This is a genomic window from Bacteroides congonensis, assembly GCF_900130125.1.
Classification (GTDB): Bacteria; Bacteroidota; Bacteroidia; order Bacteroidales; family Bacteroidaceae; genus Bacteroides; species Bacteroides congonensis.
Genome location: NZ_FQXY01000010.1, coordinates 835,238 through 857,246 on the forward strand (window position 1 = coordinate 835,238; position 22,009 = coordinate 857,246).

Annotated in this window: 14 protein-coding genes; 11 read left to right on the forward strand and 3 right to left on the reverse strand. The window is 44.4% G+C overall.

The genetic code is table 11. From position 1 onward, the window contains the following. Positions 1-10: 10 nt before the first annotated feature. From BQ7997_RS14660 to BQ7997_RS14705, 10 genes are all read left to right on the forward strand, one after another. Positions 11-1,627: a RagB/SusD family nutrient uptake outer membrane protein gene (locus BQ7997_RS14660; protein WP_073347024.1), complete on the forward strand. Its 1,617-nt coding sequence runs from the start codon at positions 11-13 to the stop codon at positions 1,625-1,627. Positions 1,628-1,649: 22 nt separating this feature from the next. Continuing rightward, positions 1,650-2,501, forward strand: a complete 852-nt coding sequence (locus tag BQ7997_RS14665; RefSeq protein WP_159436769.1) for a DUF4843 domain-containing protein — start codon at positions 1,650-1,652, stop codon at positions 2,499-2,501. A gap of 13 nt (positions 2,502-2,514) precedes the next feature. Further along, positions 2,515-4,155 carry a PKD-like family lipoprotein gene (locus BQ7997_RS14670; RefSeq protein WP_022138400.1) on the forward strand — a complete coding sequence of 547 codons (1,641 nt, stop codon included), beginning with the start codon at positions 2,515-2,517 and terminating at the stop codon, positions 4,153-4,155. Then, positions 4,152-5,336, forward strand: a complete 1,185-nt coding sequence (locus tag BQ7997_RS14675; protein ID WP_073347026.1) for a thioredoxin family protein — start codon at positions 4,152-4,154, stop codon at positions 5,334-5,336. Before BQ7997_RS14670 ends, BQ7997_RS14675 begins: the two co-directional genes overlap by 4 nt. Before the next feature lie 299 nt (positions 5,337-5,635). Next, positions 5,636-6,199 (forward strand): RNA polymerase sigma-70 factor, encoded by a 564-nt coding sequence (locus tag BQ7997_RS14680; RefSeq protein WP_073347027.1) that lies wholly within the window; start codon positions 5,636-5,638, stop codon positions 6,197-6,199. A gap of 76 nt (positions 6,200-6,275) precedes the next feature. Further along, a complete protein-coding gene (locus BQ7997_RS14685) occupies positions 6,276-7,436 on the forward strand; it encodes a FecR family protein (RefSeq protein ID WP_073347028.1) in 1,161 nt (386 codons plus the stop codon). A gap of 31 nt (positions 7,437-7,467) precedes the next feature. Further along, a complete protein-coding gene (locus BQ7997_RS14690) occupies positions 7,468-10,944 on the forward strand; it encodes a SusC/RagA family TonB-linked outer membrane protein (protein ID WP_073347029.1) in 3,477 nt (1,158 codons plus the stop codon). Between the two features lie 11 nt (positions 10,945-10,955). After that, positions 10,956-12,431, forward strand: coding sequence for a RagB/SusD family nutrient uptake outer membrane protein (locus BQ7997_RS14695; RefSeq protein WP_073347030.1), 1,476 nt, complete (start codon positions 10,956-10,958; stop codon positions 12,429-12,431). Next, positions 12,431-14,998 carry a TlpA family protein disulfide reductase gene (locus BQ7997_RS14700; protein WP_073347031.1) on the forward strand — a complete coding sequence of 856 codons (2,568 nt, stop codon included), beginning with the start codon at positions 12,431-12,433 and terminating at the stop codon, positions 14,996-14,998. Before BQ7997_RS14695 ends, BQ7997_RS14700 begins: the two co-directional genes overlap by 1 nt. Positions 14,999-15,066: 68 nt before the next feature. Continuing rightward, positions 15,067-17,673: a M60 family metallopeptidase gene (locus tag BQ7997_RS14705; protein WP_073347032.1), complete on the forward strand. Its 2,607-nt coding sequence runs from the start codon at positions 15,067-15,069 to the stop codon at positions 17,671-17,673. A gap of 186 nt (positions 17,674-17,859) precedes the next feature. On the opposite strand, the gene lpdA is transcribed toward BQ7997_RS14705, so the two are convergent. Next, positions 17,860-19,203 (reverse strand): dihydrolipoyl dehydrogenase, encoded by a 1,344-nt coding sequence (lpdA, locus tag BQ7997_RS14710; RefSeq protein ID WP_073347033.1) that lies wholly within the window; start codon positions 19,201-19,203, stop codon positions 17,860-17,862. 28 nt (positions 19,204-19,231) lie between these two features. After that, on the reverse strand, positions 19,232-19,648 hold the full coding sequence (locus BQ7997_RS14715; RefSeq protein ID WP_022138409.1) for a PH domain-containing protein: 417 nt from the start codon (positions 19,646-19,648) through the stop codon (positions 19,232-19,234). Between the two features lie 106 nt (positions 19,649-19,754). Between BQ7997_RS14715 and nadB the strand changes: the two genes are divergently transcribed. Further along, complete coding sequence (nadB, locus tag BQ7997_RS14720; protein ID WP_073347034.1) at positions 19,755-21,326, forward strand: L-aspartate oxidase; 1,572 nt, start codon at positions 19,755-19,757, stop codon at positions 21,324-21,326. A 69-nt stretch (positions 21,327-21,395) separates the two neighbouring features. Here nadB and rbr read toward each other — a convergent pair whose 3' ends face one another. After that, positions 21,396-21,974 carry a rubrerythrin gene (gene rbr / locus BQ7997_RS14725; RefSeq protein ID WP_022138411.1) on the reverse strand — a complete coding sequence of 193 codons (579 nt, stop codon included), beginning with the start codon at positions 21,972-21,974 and terminating at the stop codon, positions 21,396-21,398. Positions 21,975-22,009: the final 35 nt, after the last annotated feature.

Sequence of the window (22,009 nt, forward strand, 5' to 3'; positions counted from 1 at the left end):
CGTATCCATTATGAAACTGAGAAACATTATCATATCATTATCTATATTCCTGCTGACAGGCTGCCTGTGCGGCTGTACGGACTGGTTGGATTACAAACCCAAGGATAAACAAAGCGAAGAACAGCAGTTCAGCACCAAGGATGGTTTCTATGCTGCCGTAAACGGAATCTACAACCGCATGGCAGGAAATTCATTGTACGGAAAGTACCTGTCTTATGAAATGATTGATGTACTGGCACAACGCTACACTGTCAACCTGACCGGTGACGACAGTTACTCCAAGTACCTACAAGCATTAATCAACTGGGATTACAGCAACGAAACTGTACTTTCCGCCCTCAGCAGCATTTGGGGAGAAGGCTACTCTACCATCATGAATACCAACGTGATACTGGATAATCTGGAGAAAGACATGAATGGTGAAGGTGCCGGAGTACTTCCCGAAAGAGAATATAAGATGCTGAAAGGAGAGATGCTGGCGGCAAGAGCCATGATTCATTTCGACCTGCTGCGCCTGTTCGGCCCGGTATATTTCCGTAATCCGGAAGGAAGAGGTATTCCCTACAACGAAAGTACTGAAACAAAAATTCTGGATATCCTTCCTGCTGAAACTGTACTGAAAGACTATATCATCCGCGACCTGAAAGCAGCCGAAGCGCTACTGCTCGATTCGGATCCGGTGCTTACCGAAGGCCCGAGAGCCGAATACGACCAGATAACAATGGACAACTCCATGCGTTACCGCCAGTTACGCTTAAACTACTACGCCACTGTCCTGCTCACCGCCCGTACTTATTTATGGGGTGGAGATATGGGCAATGCCCTGGCAGAAGCCCGCAAACTGACGGATGATCCTAAAGTGAGAGGGTTCTTTCCGGCAGTAGATTCCGGAACGCTGCTGGGCAATTCCGTCAATCCTGACCTCATGTTTTCTACCGAGTGCCTCTTCGGATATTACAACAAAGACAGAGGGCTGATTTATGATTATACATTCGGCGGTTCAAACACGGGCAACAAACTGTTGGTACCACGTGCCGGATATGTAGACGGACAGTTGTTTGCCAACAATCCCGGAGATTACCGTTACCAGTCACAATGGGAAAACGGAAGCACACTGGACGGCAACAGCTCCAAGCGGCTGGTCAAATTCCGCGAAATCACAGATACAGCCAAAGATGAAATGTCAGGAAGCACCAGTGACGAAAACCAAATTCTGCAAGTACAAAAATTCCACGGTACATTCTGCTCACTTATGAAATTGAGCGAAGCATACTATATCGCGGCGGAAGCCATGGCTACGGAAGGATCGGAAGTTTACGACATGACAGCAGCATGGAACTATCTGCAACAAATATTCGACAGCAGGGGCGCAGTGCGGTCAGGCAACAATTTCCGAGATCTCCTGACCAAAGAATATATCCGCGAATTTATCGGTGAAGGACAGGTCTTCTTCTATTTCAAGCGCCTGAACAAAGCATTTGACAACTCTTACAACGGACGGCAAGCTATTCAGATTGAAATCATACCGGGACTTCCTTTTTATGATGATAAGGAAAACGTCACCGAAGAAGCCAAAGAGAAACGCTTTATAGCGCCTCTGCCAACCAATGAACTGGATAATCGTTGAACCCCTAAAGACATGTAACAATATGAAACTAAATTATAAATGGCTCACATCCACTATCATGGCCGTCTTATTTTTATTTACCGCCTGCCAAAAAGAAGAAGTGGAAACCTATGATTCAAACGAAAGTAAAGTGTACTTCCAGGTACAAAACTATGCTACTTCCAGCGGAACGGTAGGATACACCACGCAGACATCCTACTCTTTTGTAGGGGCAAAAGAGAGCTTTACCAACGTCATCTTTAAAGGAACCATCCAACTATTAGGAAAGGTTGAAAACTACGAACGGAAAGTAAGGATAATTATCGACCGGGAGAACACCACCATGACCGAAGGGGAAGATTATGAAATCGACCTGGATACGGTAGTTATCAGAGCCGGTGAAAATCAGGCAAAAATAGGAGTACGTTTTCTAAGGAACGCCAGTTTCAGGACACAAAAAGAAAAGCTCGTATTAAAACTGGAACCGAATGAGAACTTTACCGTCCTGGAGAAATATAAGTCGGTCAATACTTGGTCGAACACTACGGCGGATTATCTGGACGGCAGCCGTTATACATTCATCATTGACGAGATTTACAGCGAACCGGGAAGTTGGGCTACGCTGAAAGCTGTAAACTATTTCGGTGCATGGAATGCCGTCAAGTATACCTTTATCAACAATTTCTTCGGATTCTCACTGGACGACTGGGGCTATATCAATGGAGCAGGCTCCAAGATTACCTCAGGACGTATGCCCTACTATGCCCTTCAGCTACAGAAAGAGTTACAGAGAAGGGCGGACGATCCCGAATTATCTCCCGTACTGGATGAAGACGGCTCGTATATGCAACTGCCGGAACCTTATCAAGTAGATTATTCGAATGTACAACAATAAAAACACAACGTTTATGAACAAGATAATGAAACATACCCATATAATCGGTTTGCTCTCCCTGCTCTTATTTGTCTCCTGTCTGGACGATAAAGGCAACTATACATATGGAGAAAAGGATATCATTACAATTGATATGCCAACAACACTTTCCGTAGTGGCCAATGCTGAATATATAGATATCAAACCGGTAATCACTTCCAATAAGGAAGGAGCTATCGAAGACGGCAATGCCAATTACGAATTTCTGTATGAACGGGTCAACTCTGACGGAGACTGGGTCATCCTGAGTTCCGAAAACAAAAAAGACCTTTACAGGATAGCTGATCTGGGAATCGGAAAACATACCTGCCGCTATAGTGTGACTGATAAACGTACCGGCATAAAGAGCGTCAAAGGATTTGATATCAACATTATAGTCTCTACCTCCGAAGGATGGATGCTTCTCTGTAATGAAGGCAGCGAAGAGAGAGTGCGGCTGGACATGCTTTCCCAATTGTCGAAAGACCGTATTATCCCCGCCTACGATATAGCAAAAAATCCGGACATTCCCGAAATGTACCACGCCAGAAGCTTGGGATTCTTTTCTAACAGGAGGGGAACCATCGGAGATAAAATTACGCTGATGGCCGAAACGGAAAGCTATCTGCTCAATAACACATACCTTACCATTGACGGGAATGCGTATGAAATGAAAGCGTCACTGTTCGCTTCATCACCGGAAGACCATATTGTCAATTTCGCATGTGTACCCAACAACGACTTTACAAATCATGCAGCTATCATCGCCGTCTCCAAAGAAGGCAATGCATTTGTCTGGGACCTGCTGCAAAGCGGTACAGCTTTTGAAGATCCCGCCAATACTTCCGAACGGGGAGGAGCACCAGAATATAGAGTGTCTCCCTTTGTCGGTGTGAGCACCCAAAGAAGTACCACCGGATTAAGCGACGGGGGTGCCGCCTTGCTGTATGACATTGACAACCATCGCTTTATAGGTTGGGATGGGGAAAGAGAAGAACAGGCCAGACGCCAGACCTGCTATCCGCTGAAAGACCCGGATAGTACCGAAAAGCTATTCAGCTTCAACACCGGTTCTATGGAGCTGGTTTCAATGGCAAATACAGCTTTCTCCAACGGGGCGGTTTACGCAATCATGCAAGACGGGAATAAGCGTCATATATATTCTATTAATCTATCCAACAGCGATTTCAAACAAGAGGGATGCTGGGAAGACATACAACTAACAGACTTTGACAAAGCAACCTTGTTCTGTGCCCACTCCCAATATCAAACCTTATATTATGCCTATAAAAACAAAGTGTATTCTTACAACCTTTCTACAGGAGCAAGTAAAGAGGCTATCACACTCAATCCGAATGAGGAAGTAACCACAATCAAGTTTTGCATGTATGATAATCCCGGAGGAGTGACCCAGCTTACCGCAAAAATGGATGAAGAAACGGCAGCCGCCTTTACAGCCCGCCAATATGAGTTGATTGTCGGTTCTTATGATACGACATCTACCGACAATAACGGTGGGATTCTTCGCTTTTACCAAACAAGTTCGCCGGGAACGGACTTGACATTGAAGCCCGGATGGGAATACACCGGATACGCAAAAATTATAGACGTTAAATATAAAGAAGTCAAACCATGATGAGAATAAACTTACTCTTAAAATGTATCATTACTACAATAATAGTATCAGGCACTATTATTCCTGCCGGTAACGCGCAAGGTATCCAATTTGAAGAATCAACTTTCAATGAGGCGCTGGCAAAAGCCGGACAGCAAAAAAAGTTGCTTTTCATAGACTGCTACACTACCTGGTGCGGTCCGTGCAAGATGCTGAGTAAAATGGTATTTCCCAACGATACCGCAGGAGCTTTCTTCAACAAACATTTCATCAACCTGAAAATGGACATGGAAAAGGGGGAAGGAAAAACACTAAGTAAAACATTCCGGATCACAGGTTATCCCACTTTACTTTTTATCAATCCGGAAAATCAGGAAATAGTGTACCGCGTATGCGGGGCACATCCCAACGTCCAGTGGCTGGTAGGTGAAGCACAAAAAGCCGTTGACCCCAATCAGAATTTGCCGGGACTTTCCGCCCGTTATACCAAAAACAAACAAGATGCCCCGACAGTACTTAGATATCTGAACGGTCTTGGCGCTGCTTCCATGACGCATGAAAGGGATAGCGTCCTGCATTTATATTTAAGTAGCCTGTCCGATGAAAACAGATACTCGGAAGACAACTGGCAGATCATTGAGAGTCAAGTCAACGAACCATACTCCACCGGATTTGAGTACCTTCTGAAGTATGCTCCCGGTTACCGCCAGTCCATAGGAGAGGAGAAAGTGAATGAGAAAATAGAAACTGTCTACAAATACGCTGTTTCCAGATTTATCCGGAGAAAACGTATTCCCGCGGAGCAATTTCCACAACCAATGTTTGACAGGCTTGTATCCCTGCTGAAAGAATATAACGGCAAGAACGCTTCTTTTTACCGTGCGGAACTCAATCTTGTAGATCTGGTACAAAAAGGAGGCTACAAAGGAGTGATGGACGCACTGGACGGAACAGAAAAAGATCCGGCTTTTTCAGATGACAAGCGGTTTTATTTTACTTGGGTCAATCTCAATTATCTATCTGAATGCAAAGATCCGGTTATCATCAACCGCGGGTTGGCATGGGCGGAAAAACTGAAACCTTATCTCTCTACTCCTGCCATGAAGCGAAGCTGGCTATTAATGAAATCAGCATTATACGCTGCCAAAGGAGACAGTGAAACGGAAAAAGCACTGAAAGAGGAAGCGGAAAAGATGAAATAACAACTTCCATTACATATTCCTTTCCTGTTTGGTGGACATTAGCAGTCCACCAAACAGAAATATGAATCTACCGCCCGATAATCATCTCACAAACTTTATCCTAAAACACCCTTGCCTTAGTAACCGAAAGCACGTTCCGGTTCATTATGGCAAATGCCGCTTTGTGTCCATTCTTCATTTTCAGATAACCTGCAAACACATTGATAGTTGTCAAGTCATAGACAGAAATATAGAGTTTTTCCCCGAAAAATTTTGGTAGTAAAAGAAAATACGTACTTTTGCGTACATAACATAGCCAGATGGTAACACTCCCAAATAACAATATTGACAATATAAGCATGCAGGGAACAAGCAGTAAGAAAGAATTCGATATCTTTTTCAAAAAATACTATACGCTGTTCCTTTCCTTTGCCTGCCGCTATCATCTGGGTACAGAAGAAGCGCGTGATATTGTTCAGGACGTTTTCATTGCCTTTTGGGAACAACATGAGCATTTCACTTCTATCATTGCCATCAAAGCTTTCTTCTACCGTTCCATAGCCAACCGTTGTCTCGACTATCTGAAACATGAAGACGTGAAAAACCGCTATGCCGAAAGCCAACTGGAGACGATGCAGAGCGAAGAATTTATTCAGGAAAACATTATCCGGGAAGAAGTCTCGTTCATCGTGCGAAAAAAAATCAAGCTCCTCACTCCACGCGAGCAGGAAATCATCATCCTTTCACTCCAGAATAAATCCAATCAGGAGATAGCCGACATGCTTTCATTGTCAGTCCCCACAGTGAAATCACACAAGATGCACGCCTATGCCCGCCTGCGTACAGAACTGGAGGAATTAAGATTTCTACTGCTTATTTTATAAAAAATCAATTTTTATATCATACTACTTGTTAAGTATGTCGTTTTACTTATAAACGCCATAGATTCCATTTATATATATGACAGAAGATAAAATCAAAGAAAGCATTCAGATAGCTGAGGAATTGGCTGGAGAAATTTGTACAGGAAAAACCTCGACTTCCTCACTTGCCGAAGAATGGAAAAAAGAGTCACCCGTACTATATGAAGAGTTACGGAAACAGGAACAACTCCCTGAGGAGATTGCTTTCCACGATTCTATCAACATAGACGAGGCACTACAACAGGTAAACAAACACATCATTCTCCCCCCAAGGAAACTCAACATCCGTGTGATAAGCAGTATCGCCGCCTCTTTCCTTTTAATTGTAAGTACAGCCACACTATGGTTGTGGACAGAAAACAAGAAAGAAGTTATCCCCGAATGGGCAACTACCGCCCCCGTTACTTCGAACACATCCATCATCGCACAAAACAACGAGTCGGTGGTTCTGCCGGAGAACAACCTGACCGTTAAAGGTAACCAACTGCTTGGAAGTACACTGGACGGCAAGCAGAACATCTCCATAAAACTGAAACCTGACAACCAATTCAATAAACTGTCTGTCCCCACAGGCGGGAGTTATCAACTGACACTGGAAGACGGGACAGTCGTTCAAGTCAATGCCGCTTCCGAATTATCCTTTCCCACCCACTTCAAGAAGCATTTACGCCAGGTCAGACTGCAGGGAGAAGGATATTTCAGAGTAAAATCCAATCCTCAGAGTCCGTTCAACGTATTGTTAGGCACACTGAATGTACAAGTAACGGGAACGACCTTTAATATCAGAGCCTATGAAGCGGAAAAGAATATACGTATCACCCTTGTCGAAGGTTCGGTCAATGTGCGTGAAGGACAAAAAGTGCTTGCCACACTATCCCCCGGCGAACAGTTCACCTACCAAAAGACGACAGGCGAATACAACACTACACAAGCCAATATATCAGCCATCACCGGCTGGACAGAGGACAAATTCGTTTTCCGCAATGAACCTATCGGCACTATCATGGCGGAACTTTCACGCTGGTATAATGTAGACATCAATGTAAGCGAAGATATACAAGATATACGTTACAGCGGCATACTATCACGCAAACAGCCGCTCGTAGAAATACTCAATATCCTGCACCTGACAAATGAACTTGACTTCAAAATCCATCAGGACAGGAAAATAGACGCCATAGAGAAAAAGAATGAATAATAGCATCTAATATTATAAATCTCACATAGTTATGACAGAAAAGCTTATTTCCAAAGGACTCATGTTGGCAATTTCCCTCATCCTGTCCTGTACCGCCCCGTTGGCATATGCCCAAACAAGCCAACCGGAGAAGATCACTGTTACGGTAAGTAAAAAACCGTTGGAAAACGTGTTGGAGAAACTGAGTAAGCAGTATGGCTACCAGTTTTTCTATAACGCCTCTCTGTTGAAAGGGGTCAATGTGTCCGTATCTCTACAGGAAGCCGAAATCAACAACGTAATGAAAACGCTTCTGACAGGAACCGGACTACAATACTCTATTAAAGGAAGAACGATTGTCATTACCGCCATCCCCAAGGAGGCGACAACCAAAACACTATTGAGCGGACGCGTAATTGACAGTGACAAGAATGTGATTCCGGGCGTTACCATTATTGCGCAAGACAAAAGTCAGGCAGCCGTTACCGATATTGACGGACGCTTCACATTCTCCAAACCACTGGCATACGGTACTGTACTTCACTTTACCTCTGTAGGAATGAAATCGCATGACGTAGTTTACAGTGGCGAACGCAGTCTGCAAGTAGTCATGGTAGAGGATGTGAAACAACTGGATGCAGTAATCGTCACCGGTTTCCAGACGATCTCACGCGAACGGGCAACCGGAGCAGCCACGATTGTGAAGAGCAACTATCTCGACAAAATCCAGGCACCGGATTTGGGCAGTAAACTGGAAGGTGCCACTCCCGGACTGAGCAACTATAACGGGAAAATGAGTATTCGCGGTACTTCTTCATTTTCCATCAACTCTACTCCACTATTGGTATTGGACGGACAACCTGTCACCGGAGTAAGCATTAACGAACTTAATCCGGAAGACATTGAAACAATAACCGTGCTGAAAGATGCCGCAGCCACCTCTCTATATGGTGTACGGGCTTCGAACGGTGTCATTGTCGTATCCACCAAACGCGGAACGGGCAAGAAACCGAACATCAATGTGTCTGCCAACTTCTATCTGAATCCGTTGCCATCACTCGACTACCGCCATTATGCCTCTACCAGTGACATCATTGATTACGAAAGAGACTATCTGACCAGTAATCCTAATTACCAAGATAATCCGTTGGATTATTTCGAATCGCTGAACGATATGAAAGCCCCCAGTTACATATCAACAGTAGACCGTCTCTATTATCGTCTCGCCAAAGGAGAAATCACAGAAAGCCAACTGAACAACTCACTCGACCTTTTGCGGAAGAATGATTATAGAAAAGCTTATCGTGACGAACTGCAACAAATGAACTTCGTACAGGACTATAATCTCTCTCTTTCCAAAGCGGGCGACAAATCCAACTTCTTCTTTTCTGCCCGTTACGAAAACGAAAGCACCTACAACAAGAACAACAGCTATGACAAGTTCACTTTCTACATGAAAAACGAACTCGACCTGACCAAGTGGTTTAAACTCACCGTAGGAACAAATGTGGGTATCGGCAACAGCAGTTATTCGCAAGCAGGCTATCAAGGGACAACAGTACCTATGCCATACGAAACTCTCTATAACGAAGACGGCAGTTATGCCTATATCTACCCGCACAACTACTACAACTCCCAGAGAGTGAGCCAGACAGATGGACTGAAACCTATGGGATACAACGCCGTGGAAGAATCGACCAAGAATATGCAAGATACCGACGACATCTATTGGAAACTCTTCACACATGCCGATTTCAAACTGCTCAAAGGATTGAACTTCGGTGTGAAATTCCAGTATGAGAGACGGGATCAAAATACTGAACGTCAAGATGAAGAAGATTCATACTATATGAGAAACATGATTAATGGATATGCAGCCACCAATCCGCAAGGCGGATTTACCTACTATATCCCCGAAGGCGGAAGAATGGAAGAGTCTCACGCACGCTGGTCGTATATGAACCTACGTGCACAATTCGACTATCAAACGACTATCAACGACAAACATGAGATTACCGCCTTGCTAGGTGGAGAAATCCGTGAAGACAAATATCGCAAGACAATAAGCGAGCGCTATGGCTACAACGGACAGAAGCTGATTTACAAGCAAGTAGACTGGGCGGTATTGAACGAAGGTGTCATAGGACAACTAAGCAACAGTCCTTTTCAAAAGCAAGAGCAACTACATGTAGGTGACTCACATCACCGTTATGTCTCTGCCTACTTCAATGCCGGTTATTCATACGATACACGCTATGCCCTCAATGGTAGCGTCCGTATAGAACAGGCCGATCTTTTTGGTACTGATCCCAAATACCGCTATCGCCCGTTATGGTCGGTAGGTGCCAGCTGGAACATTTCCAATGAAGAGTTCATGAAGGATATCACTTGGGTAGATATGCTCAAGCTTCGCGCTACCTACGGTATCACAGGTAACGTAGACCAAAATACATCACCCTATTTATTAGGCAATTACTCTGTCTCTCCTTACAGCCAGGCCAACCTGACGACTATCATCTCTCCACCTAACAAATTGCTCCGCTGGGAAAAGACTTCAACTTTCAATCTCGGACTGGACTTTTCTCTTCTCAGAAGACTAAGCGGTAGCTTTGACTTTTATCAGCGTTATAGTTCGGACTTGCTTGCCAATACCAATCTTGATCCTTCTACAGGCTTCCAAACGGCAAGAGTAAACAACGGAGCCATGCGAAACAGAGGTATAGAGCTTTCTCTTTCGTATGATTGGCTTAACAGCCGGGACTGGTCATTCAATACTACCTTTACCGCCGCCTACAACAGTAACAAGATAAAAAAAGTAGGTTATATCCCTACTTCCGCCAAGAGTATGCTGACTAGCCCGGGTAGTTTCTATCTCCAAGGAGATACCTACAACTCGCTTTATGCCTACCGCTACGCAGGACTGACAGATGAAGGAAATCCCTCGGTATATGATGCTGAAGGAAACGTAGTCTCTCTGAAACCTGTGGACGAGATTGACGCCCTGACATGTGTAGGACAGCTCGATCCGAAATGGAACGGAGCACTTGACATCAGTCTGCGCTGGAAGCAACTCAACTTCTTCACCAAGATTGTTTACTATGCAGGACACTCATTACGGGTAGATGCGACTCCTCTCTACAGCGGATTGCGCACTGTAACTTATAAAGGTGCCATCCACGAAGACATTGCCAACCGCTGGACACCGGAACATACCAATACGGATATCCCGTCAATGACTGTTTACGGATTAAGCACCGACCGAGAATACCAATGGAAATATGCTGACTATAATACAGCAAGTGCGGCATTCATAAAGATACGTAATATCGGAGTAAGCTACACGCTACCCCAAGAATGGATAAGTAAAGCAGGATTCAAGGGAATCAGCCTGCGTGCTCAAGTGAACAACCCTTGTTACTGGGCCGCCAACAAACGGGATATCGACCCCGAAGCTTTCAATGCTAATTCCGGTACACGGAATGACGAAAAAGCGACCAGTTACATATTAGGTATCAACATCAACTTCTAAAACGACTCAGTATGAAACGAAATATTATTATAGGCTGTATAGCCGCAGCATTCAGCCTAAGTGCCTGTGACAACTATCTGGACATCGTCCCTAAAGGAGAGTCCGTGCTCAACCAAACCAGCGACTATCTGGGATTAATCGAAGACATTTACGGATATCCCATCCAATCGGAATGGTATCTATGCGGAGAGGCCACTTCTTACAACATGGAATTACTCGAGAATTATTCTTCTCCACTTCATTCAACCGCATTCTATTGGGATGAAGATTTCGACCGCGCCCCCTACATGACAGCCACCGGAAATGGCGATATGTACACCGTATGTTATAGGAAGATATCCAATTATAACATCATTATCCAAAATATCAACAAGTCTGAAGGAAGTGATGACGATAAACGCTACGGTATGGCACAGGCTAAGATTATGCGTGCTTATGCTTATTTCTACCTTATCAATACTTTCGCCAAACCCTACAATCCGGAAACAGCCGCCCAAGACCGGGGAATCATCCTTCGCGAAGACTTTGATATGGAAGCAGTAGGAGTACAATCTACTGTAGCTGACGCTTATGCCCTGATTCAGCGGGACATTGAAGAGGCTTTGCCCGATCTTCCGCATGTAGCCATGAATACATTCCGTCCCGACAAATCATTTGGTTATGCCCTGAAAGCTAAAGTACATCTCTTCAAGAGAGAATTTGACGAAGCGCTTCAAGCTTCACTGGACTGTATCAAGGAAGCGGAAGGTGAAGGACGCCATAAATTATGGAACATGAATACGGAATATCAGGCAGCGGTCAATTATGCGGCACAAACTTTCCAATGGCCGGAGACAATGATAGAATACGGAATGCCCATGTATTCCATGTTCCGCACACTCGTCCAGGCAATGTATTTCACCCATCCGTATGAAGATCCGGAAAATCTTCTTTCCCAGAATGGAATGACACAGTTTGATCCGGCTCCCAGCATGGTACGCAAACCCGTCATGGATCTATATACACCAATGAATGACTTACGATATACCTTCAATTTAGGTACAGCCCCTACCAGACCTACTGCCGAACCCGGAAGTATTATGTTGAGTTTCGGCGCATTCTACCACTGGAATCCTGCCGGAATCAAGCTTTCCGAAGCATATCTGATGGCGGCAGAATGTTATGCCCGCAAGGGTGACAAGGGGAACGCCATGAAATATGTAAACGACATGCGCAAAAACCGGATTATCACCAAATATTATACCGATCTCACCGCTACTGATGCAGACGATGCCATGAGAATTGTTCGTGAAGAGCGTAAACGCGAACTATTGTTCACCAGCAACAGTTTCTTTGACATGCGCCGTTTCTGTACGGAATTCAACGAGACATTGACACGGGAAGTGGACGGAAAGACATATACTCTCAAACCAGATTCGCACCTGTTGACATTCCCGTTCCCTGTATCTGCCATGCAAAACAGTAACTTAATACAAAACAGCAAATAATGAAAACATTCACTCTATTCATAGCAACACTTCTCTGTATGTTCACATATACAGAGGGGTTCGCTTTATCTTCCGACAATAAAGCAGCACATATCACTTTCAAAGCAGAAACCAACGGAAAGAAAATCTATTTCCAAAGCGAAAGTGATACGCTCTACGGCTATCAGGAAGTGAAGCCGGGGGAGACGATAACCCTACAACTGGATGAACCTGCCTATTACTATTATATGGGCTCCAATAGCAATATGGCAACTGTATTCGTCACTCCCGGTTCAACAAGCCGTATCAAGGAGAAAAACGGGGAAATATCTTTCGAAGGGGACAATGCCGCAATCAATCAGTTCATTCAACAGCATTCTTCCATTTTCAAAATCCCTGAAAATATAGCCACATACTCCACCGAGTGGCTGGAATTCCAGCATAAAATGCTTGCAGAGTCAATTGACGCACTGAAAGCATCGGATTTACCTGATGAATTCAAGCACATACACGGGTACTATTATCAATATTCATTTCTCAATCAACTGCTGAAGGGACCGGACCTGATGCGCATGTTTATGAAAAAGGAAGTGAATTTACCGGCAAATTATTACGATGACGTAAGAAAGAATCGGTATGAGGATGCTGCATTGCTGTATTATCCCAAATGGTTTACTGTGATGCGCGAATCAATGGAAATATTAGAAAAGAAGGGCGAATGGCAACCCGACCCGACAAACTTTCTCGCCCAATATACAGCAAGAATATCCAATAATGAAGTGAAATCCGCTTTCCTGATACGTTATCTGAAACAAATCTTGAAAGCAGGTTATTCCGATGATTTTCCGACATATCTGTCTGTCGCAAAATCATCCGTACCTACGCATAGCGAAACATTCCTTCAGGAACTGGCCCAACTGGAAAAACAGTATAACGAAATAAAAGCACGATACAGCAACATCACCCGTGGAAATACGGCACCTGTATTTACCGCCAATGACATTGACGGAAAGACTTACTCTTCCGCCGACTATGCAGGAAAAGTGTTAGTGCTCGATTTCTGGTTCAGCGGCTGCATCCCTTGCAAAGCTGAAATGCCCTATATGGAGAAACTGGCGGAGAAGATGAAAGGGGAGAACATTCAGTTCTTCACTTTGTCACTCGACACCGGAGAACAGTTGCTCAAAGCATGGAAAGAACTTGTGAAAGATAAAAACGGAGCGACTTTGCAACTCAACGTACCCAACGGATTCAAGTCTGAAATAGCGAAACATTACGGAATCCGTTCCGTTCCCCGCATCGTCATTATCGACCAACAGGGAAAGATTGTGGATGCTTTCGCCAAACGTCCTTCGGATCCCAAACTATATCAGCAACTACTGAAATTGTTGAATAAAGAGGAATCCGGCACACTGACAAAAGAAGAAGCGACAGCCGCTATGATGGCACTAAGGAACGCTGACACCGCAGCGCAAAAAGAAGAAATGCTGAAGAAGTTCATGGCACAAGTGAAGAAAGAAAAAGCGGACTTTGCCTACCCGATGGTAAATATGATGATGTCATTTACCATAGAGGCATTTTATGCGGAAGGCAATCGGGAAAAAGCCGAAGGTTATATGGCTAATATTCCGGATTCGCCATTCAAACGTGATGTATTGGCTATCTCCGGATTCAATCGTTTAGAGAATGGCAGCTTTGAAATGGCAGCAGAATTGCTGAATAGAGCTATCAAGATGACCACCGAAGGAAAAGATGAAGATACGCTTCCCAAAGAGGAGAAGCACAAACTCAATCAAATTCTCACTGCTTATGTAGAAGCATTGGTAAAAGACAATCGTATACAAGAAGCAGTTCCTTATGCCAAACAAATATACGAATCCAGTAATAAGCAGGATTATACTATCAATAATTGCTACGCCACAACGCTCGTCTTTGAAAAGAAATTCAGTGAAGCAACCCCTATACTGGAAACCTTTGTCCGCATGGGAAAAGCTACTCCGCAACAAATAGACTGGCTGAAGCAGGCATATACCCGGAAAAACGGTAAGGAAAAAGGATTCGAGCAATATTTGGATGAATTGAAATCGGAATTCCACAATGCTTTACAGGAAAAGCTCGTGCAGAATATGGTGAACGAACCTGCTCCGCTCTTTACGCTTCACAATATGGACGGAAAGGAAGTCTCACTGGCAAGCCTGAAAGGGAAGGTGGTAGTACTTGACTTTTGGGCTACATGGTGCGGTCCCTGCAAAGCATCTTTCCCCGCCATGCAGGAGACAATCAACCGTTTTGCGGACAATAAAGAGGTGGTATTCCTTTTCATCAATACACTCGAAAGTAAAAAGAATCCTCTGGAAACCGTACGTAAATATATGAATGATAAAGGATTTACTTTCAATGTAGTATTTGACGTGAAAGACCCGAACACTAATAAATTTCCTGTTATAGAGAGCTATAAGGCCAAAGGAATCCCGGCTAAGTTCATTATAGACAAGGAAGGAAATATACGGTTCAAACCTGTCGGCTTCTCCGGTTCCAATGAAGAGACAGTGGAAGAACTGTCGGCAATGATAAAAGCATTGTTATAATATTTATCTTTATATATTGATTGACATAATGGCATATTGCCATTTGTCAATCTAATAATCCAACAATTATGAAAACAAAACAAATTATATTGCCCATCATATTCGGCTTCATTACCGCCTGTCTGCTAATGTCCTGTAAAGACAACGAAGAAAAAACATTCTCCATTTTTGAAATTGCTGCCGAAGATATAGAAAAAGTCGTGGATAAAGGCGTCAATACGATTGAAATCCCTGTCAACACCACACTCACTGAATCAAAGTGGCAGGTAGAATCGACAGAAAAATGGTTGAAAGCCGAAAAGGCTTTGGTTACCGGTGAACCATTCATCAGTATCAACATAGAAGAAAATACCGCCGATGAAGCACGTACCGCACAGATAAAGGTAACTTCTTCCGTTCAAGATTATGTAATTACAGTACGCCAGTTCGGACTGTATGACATCACAGTGGAAGGAGACATACAGATACATCCTGCCAGCGGGAAAGCCAACCAATACCAACCGGGATACGACATTGATAAATCCATGGATGGCAAATTTACCACTGGAACAAGCTATGAAGAATCTTCCAATTACCACAGTCCTTTTGGAACAGGAAATACTAAATTTCCTGTCATACTAGAGTACTTTTTCACAGAAGACGAACCAATCAACTATCTCATCTACTATACCCGCAGTGGAAACGGAAACTTCGGGAAAGTAGACATTTACACTGCTATCACCAATAATCCCCAAGAAAGTGATTATACTCTGCAAGGAAGTTACGACTTCAAAGAGCAAAACAATCCTTCAAAAGTGACTTTCAATGAAGCAATAAAGGCGACGGCTGTCAAATTCGTTGTCCATAACGGTAGAGGTGGTTTTGCAAGCTGCGATGAGATGCATTTTTTCCAGGGAAATACCAACAACACGCAAGAGGACAAATTGCTGAAAGTATTCAAGGACATCACCTGCACGGAAGTGAAAGAAGGCGTCACCGAACAGGATATTCAGGCATTGGGAGATAACTTCTTTATCGACCTTGCCCGTGCCATACAACATAATGCGTACAGTGAATGGGAAAAAGATTTCCGGATTCGTGAATACGAAGCGTACAGCGAACCTGCCAAATGGGCGGAAAAACTGATGACCAAACGTTACAGCAACCTTGACAACCTGACGGGAATCGCAGTGGAAAAGGATGATGAAGTAGTTGTCCTTGTCGGAGACACTCACGGACACGACATTTCTATACAATGTATAGGAGAAGAGAAAACCAGCTTTCTAGAAGATCATGAATATCCGCAGACTGCCGCTTCGGGAGATTATTATATCCTCAAGTCCGGAATCAACAAACTAAAGATGAAAAACAGGGGGCAACTGTTTGTCATGTATAACTGTGACCTTACTTCTCACCCCGAACCTATCAAAATACATATCCCGATAGGCAGTGGAAAAGTCTCCGGCTTTTTCGACCTCGCAGAACATAAAACGGACATGAAATACGCAGAACTGCTCTCCAAGGCAACCGACAAATATTTCGGGATACGCGGAGATAAGATTATCCTCTACTTCCATCGTGAGAAACTGCAGGAAGTAGTGAAAAATAAAATATTATCAGCTATCCACCTCTGGAACGATATTATCGGCTGGGAACAGGAACTCATGGGAATCGAAGATGTACGTCCCAACTTCTTCAATAATCATATATTTGCTATCTCACCCGAAGGAGCTTATATGTGGGCCTCGGAAGACCGTATAGCTTTTGTATATACAAAATTGGGGGATATTCTACTGAAAGAGAATGTTATGGATAAAAAAGATAACGTTTGGGGCCCTGCTCATGAGATAGGGCATATTCACCAAGGTGCTATCAACTGGCCAAGCTGCACGGAGTCAAGTAATAATATATTTTCCAATTATGTATTGTACAAGCTCGGCAAGTACTGTTCACGCGGATTGGAAATAAGCAAACTGGCAGAGTCTTATCTTCAGAAGCAACCTTGGGCATTATTAGGGACTGCAACTCACCAGAATGAAGATACTGAACTTCATATGCGCATGCAGTGGCAACTATGGAACTATTTCCACCGTCTAGGTAATATGCCGGATTTCTTCCCTAAACTTTTCAAATATTTACGTGCCAATCCTCTTGCTGCCACTGCCCCCGGAACTGCACAAATGCAATATGCCAAAGCGGTTTGCACAGTGGCCAATATGGATATGACGGAGTTTTTTGAAAGGTGGGGATTCTTCAGAGAGGTCTTTATTCCAGAATATGAACAATATGGGAAAACTATGTATATGGTTAGCCAACCATTGATAAACCAAACTAAAGAGTATATGGCAACCTTCCCTAAGAAAGTACCGCCTATCTGTTACCTGGAAGACCGCAAGAACGGTGATGTCGGCATTGAGAGTTATCAAGTAGGCGATGTCGGACATTATTCACAATTCAAAGACAACGTGAAGATTACAGGCACTCCGACTTATAGCCTGTCGGGAAACAATATTACTGTAAATAATGGTACACAAGCCGTAGCATTCGAAATACGGAAAGATAATGAAAACGGAGAACTGCTATATTTCTTCAACTTCCTTTCTTACTCAATTCCTTCAACAGTTGTTATTGACGGAACAACTAAATTCTATGCCGTACAGGCGGATGGAAAGAGGATTGAAATGAAAAAGGAATAAGTTACTTGATAAGAAAATATCATTTCCTTATATAAAACTGAAAGGACTGCCTCATTATTCGAAGCAGTCCTTTCCCATATCTAAAAATCAATTAAAATTATGTTTCAGACAACTGCGCCATCGCTCACTGCGCCTCCGTTTAGTAAAAATCCCATTTTCAGAAACAACAGTTCAGTCATCCTGTTCCTATAACGCTTCTCGGAATATCTCACCCACCGTAGGATGAGGGAAAACAATCTTCTTCCATTGCGTCGCCGTCAATCCCAGTTCAATGGCAGTTCCTGCAAGGGTTATTATCTCCGAAGCCGGATTGCCCAACACATGTGCACCAATCACCCGTTCCTGTTCGTCCAGCAAAACCTTGCAGACTCCATTCACTCCCTCATTCTCCGCCACAAAACGGCCGGAATAAGCCATCGGGAGCTTTATCACCTTATAATCAATACCTTTTGCTGAGGCCGACTCTTCCGTTTCGCCCACTCCCGCAATCTCCGGATTGGTATAGACAACGCCCGGAATGGCACGATAGCTCATTGCGTCTTCCTTTCCGAGAATAGAATGTACGGCAACTTCCGCTTCGCGGACGGCTGTATGAGCCAATAGGGAGAAACCTGTCAGGTCACCGCAAACGTAGACATTGGGGATGGAAGTCTGCATTTTCCCGTTCACTTTGATAGTGCCACGCTCTGTCTTTTCCAAATTCAGGTTTTCGAGTCCGAAACCTTTCGTTACCGGACGACGGCCGACACTCATCAGCAACTTCTCCGCAACAACACTGCCACTTCCTTCCGCATTCTCATAAGAGACGACAACCCCCTCTTCCGTTTGCGACAGGCCGACAACTTTCGTACCAAGCAGGAATCTAATACCCCGTTTGGCATAATCCGCACGCAACAGGGCTGAAAGTTCCTTATCCATTCCACCCAGAATCTCATCCAGCATTTCGATTACCGTCACCTGCACTCCCAAACTATTGAAGAAAGAAGCGAATTCCATCCCTATCACTCCACCACCGACAATCGCCAGAGAGGCAGGCAGTTCCTTATTATCCAACGCATCCCGGTGTGTCCAGTAATTCACCGTCTCTACTCCCGGAATAGGGGGAATAAAGGTTTCCGAACCGGTGCAGAGTATCAGGTTTTCGCCTTCATAAGTTTCTTCACCGCAGCGGACTGTATTTTTATCTATGATTTGCGCTTCTCCCGACACGATCACGACATTGTTGGAAGTCAGTTTCGCTTTTACTCCCAATACCAGTTTGCGCACTACTTTACTTTTGCGGGCTATAATCTTAGATAAGTCAAAGGAGACTTCGGATATATTCACGGCATATTTCGATGCATGTCTGGCGCTATCATAAGTTTTCGCCGAGTACAGCAATGTCTTTGTCGGAATACACCCTTCGTTCAGGCATACGCCACCCAAATTGTTTTTCTCGATAAGCAATACGCTCAAACCGGCTTTGCCGGCAGTTTCGGCGGCTGTATATCCTGCAGGGCCGCCGCCAATAATAATTACTTGATGTTTCATAGTATGTAATCAGTTAGTATTTTCGTTGTTATTTGTTCTCTTCGAGGGGTATTGCCTTGATTCTCTTTTCGAGCAGTCCGACAAATTCCCGTTCTTTGACAGGCATCACAGAGACAAATTTACCTTTTCCGTATTCTATCAACACATATTCGGTCACCGAGAAGCGGCCGAACTTCATGGAATGGCACTTTTTTATAGCAGTAATCCCGGAAACAGGAATTACTTTCTTACGGATAAAGCGTCCGGTGGATATTTCCAGAATTCCATCGGGAGTAATCGTATAGACCGTATGGATAATCTGTTCGATTACAATAATCAGCATAAGTATCAGCAATACTGCCGGCAAGATATATTTACACCACAGGGCGCCGGCGACATTCACGGTAAGCACCACCAGCAGGAAATACTGGTACCAGGCAATACGGGCATGGAAAATTCGATTCATTTTGTCAGATTTTTGCCTGCAAGGTAGCAATTTTATGAATTAGTGACAACGAAAAGTACAACGAAGTAACTTATTTTGTAGCTTTGCGGTGAGAAATAACAAAACTATGGTAAGAAAATTCGATTTCCTCGTCATCGGCTCTGGAATTGCCGGTATGAGTTTTGCGCTGAAAGTGGCGCACAAAGGTAAAGTTGCTCTTATCTGTAAAAGCGGGCTGGAAGAGGCCAATACGTACTTCGCACAAGGGGGAGTGGCGTCCGTCACCAACCTGCTGGTAGACAATTTCGACAAACACATTGAAGACACGATGATTGCCGGAGACTGGATCAGTGACCGTGCCGCAGTGGAAAAGGTAGTGCGCGAAGCTCCCGCACAGATTGAAGAACTGATTAAGTGGGGCGTAGACTTCGACAAGAATGAGAAAGGCGAATTTGACCTGCACCGCGAAGGGGGACACTCCGAGTTCCGCATCCTTCATCACAAAGACAATACGGGAGCGGAAATCCAGGACAGCCTGATTAAAGCCGTACAACGGCATCCCAATATCACGGTGATTGAAAACCAGTTTGCCGTTGAAATCCTTACACAACATCATCTGGGGGTAACCGTTACCCGTCAGACACCGGACATCAAATGTTATGGTGCTTATATCCTCGACCCGAAAACCGGAAAGGTAGATACCTATCTCGCTAAAGTGACTCTGATGGCCACCGGCGGAGTAGGGGCTGTCTATCAGACGACTACCAATCCGTTAGTAGCTACGGGAGACGGTATCGCCATGGTCTACCGTGCCAAAGGTACGGTGAAGGATATGGAGTTTGTCCAGTTCCACCCTACCGCACTGTATCACCCGGGCGACCGCCCTTCTTTCCTGATAACGGAAGCGATGCGCGGTTACGGCGGCGTACTCCGCACCATGGACGGCAAGGAGTTCATGCAGAAATACGACCCGCGTCTTTCACTCGCTCCGCGTGACATCGTAGCACGTGCCATCGACAATGAGATGAAGAATCGTGGAGACGACCATGTTTATCTGGACGTTACCCACAAAGACGCGGAAGAAACAAAGAAACATTTCCCGAATATCTACGAGAAATGCCTAAGTCTGGGTATTGACATCACCAAAGAATATATCCCGGTAGCTCCGGCTGCCCACTATCTCTGTGGCGGTATCCTCGTAGACCTGAACGGACAGTCGTCCATCGAACGCCTTTACGCAGTAGGAGAGTGCTCCTGCACCGGACTGCACGGTGGTAACCGCCTGGCTTCGAACTCATTGATTGAAGCAGTGGTCTATGCCGATGCCGCCGCCAAGCACTGTCTGGAAACCATTGAACAATATACCTACAACGAAGATATTCCCGAATGGAATGACGAAGGGACTCGTTCTCCGGAAGAAATGATACTTATTACACAGAGTATGAAGGAAGTAAATCAGATTATGAGTAGCTATGTGGGTATTGTCCGCAGCGACCTCCGTCTGAAACGTGCCTGGGACAGACTGGATATTATCTACGAAGAGACTGAAAGCCTGTTCAAACGCAGTGTCGCTTCCAAAGAAATCTGCGAATTGCGTAATATGGTCAATGTAGGCTATCTGATTATGCGTCAGGCAATGGAACGCAAGGAAAGCCGCGGATTGCATTATACGATTGATTATCCGCACGCAAAGAAATAAAAAAGGAAATGCCGCCTGCAAATGATTGCAAGCGGCATTTTCTTTATCTGATTAATCCGTGGACGTGGATTAATAGTTTTCTTTCTTCACCTCGAAGTATGCTTGCGGATGCAGACATGCCGGACAAACTTCAGGAGCTTCCTTACCGATTTCAATATAACCGCAATTACGGCATTGCCATACCACTTCGCCTTCCTTAGCGAATACAGTCATATTTTCGATGTTGTTCACGAAAGCCAGATATCTTTCTTCGTGGCCTTTTTCAGCGATGGAGATATTGCGGTACATAGCGGCGATCATCGGGAAACCTTCCTGTTCTGCCACATCTGCGAAATGAGGATAATCCAGTGACCATTCTTCATGTTCACCTGCTGCGGCAGCGCGAAGATTTTCGAGTGTAGTGCCGATTACACCAGCGGGATAGCTTGCAGTAATTTCTACCATACCGCCTTCGAGGAACTTGAACATACGTTTTGCATGTTCTTTTTCCTGATCGGCCGTTTCAGTGAAAATGGCGGAAATTTGTTCGTAACCTTCTTTTTTAGCCACACTTGCGAAATAAGTGTAACGCATTCTTGCCTGTGATTCTCCTGCGAATGAAGTCAGCAGATTCTTCTCTGTCTGAGTTCCTTTAATGCTCTTAGCCATAATCTATATATATTTTTAAAATTGGTGATACCAAA

Excerpts from the sequence above, each read along its gene's own strand:
- lpdA (WP_073347033.1), bottom strand. The coding sequence starts at position 19,203 with ATGAAACATCAAGTAATTATTATTGGCGGCGGCCCTGCAGGATATACA.
- rbr (WP_022138411.1), bottom strand. The coding sequence starts at position 21,974 with ATGGCTAAGAGCATTAAAGGAACTCAGACAGAGAAGAATCTGCTGACT.
- BQ7997_RS14690 (WP_073347029.1), top strand. The coding sequence starts at position 7,468 with ATGACAGAAAAGCTTATTTCCAAAGGACTCATGTTGGCAATTTCCCTC.
- BQ7997_RS14660 (WP_073347024.1), top strand. The coding sequence starts at position 11 with ATGAAACTGAGAAACATTATCATATCATTATCTATATTCCTGCTGACA.
- nadB (WP_073347034.1), top strand. The coding sequence starts at position 19,755 with ATGGTAAGAAAATTCGATTTCCTCGTCATCGGCTCTGGAATTGCCGGT.
- BQ7997_RS14695 (WP_073347030.1), top strand. The coding sequence starts at position 10,956 with ATGAAACGAAATATTATTATAGGCTGTATAGCCGCAGCATTCAGCCTA.
- BQ7997_RS14700 (WP_073347031.1), top strand. The coding sequence starts at position 12,431 with ATGAAAACATTCACTCTATTCATAGCAACACTTCTCTGTATGTTCACA.
- BQ7997_RS14670 (WP_022138400.1), top strand. The coding sequence starts at position 2,515 with ATGAACAAGATAATGAAACATACCCATATAATCGGTTTGCTCTCCCTG.
- BQ7997_RS14685 (WP_073347028.1), top strand. The coding sequence starts at position 6,276 with ATGACAGAAGATAAAATCAAAGAAAGCATTCAGATAGCTGAGGAATTG.
- BQ7997_RS14680 (WP_073347027.1), top strand. The coding sequence starts at position 5,636 with ATGGTAACACTCCCAAATAACAATATTGACAATATAAGCATGCAGGGA.
- BQ7997_RS14705 (WP_073347032.1), top strand. The coding sequence starts at position 15,067 with ATGAAAACAAAACAAATTATATTGCCCATCATATTCGGCTTCATTACC.
- BQ7997_RS14715 (WP_022138409.1), bottom strand. The coding sequence starts at position 19,648 with ATGAATCGAATTTTCCATGCCCGTATTGCCTGGTACCAGTATTTCCTG.
- BQ7997_RS14665 (WP_159436769.1), top strand. The coding sequence starts at position 1,650 with ATGAAACTAAATTATAAATGGCTCACATCCACTATCATGGCCGTCTTA.
- BQ7997_RS14675 (WP_073347026.1), top strand. The coding sequence starts at position 4,152 with ATGATGAGAATAAACTTACTCTTAAAATGTATCATTACTACAATAATA.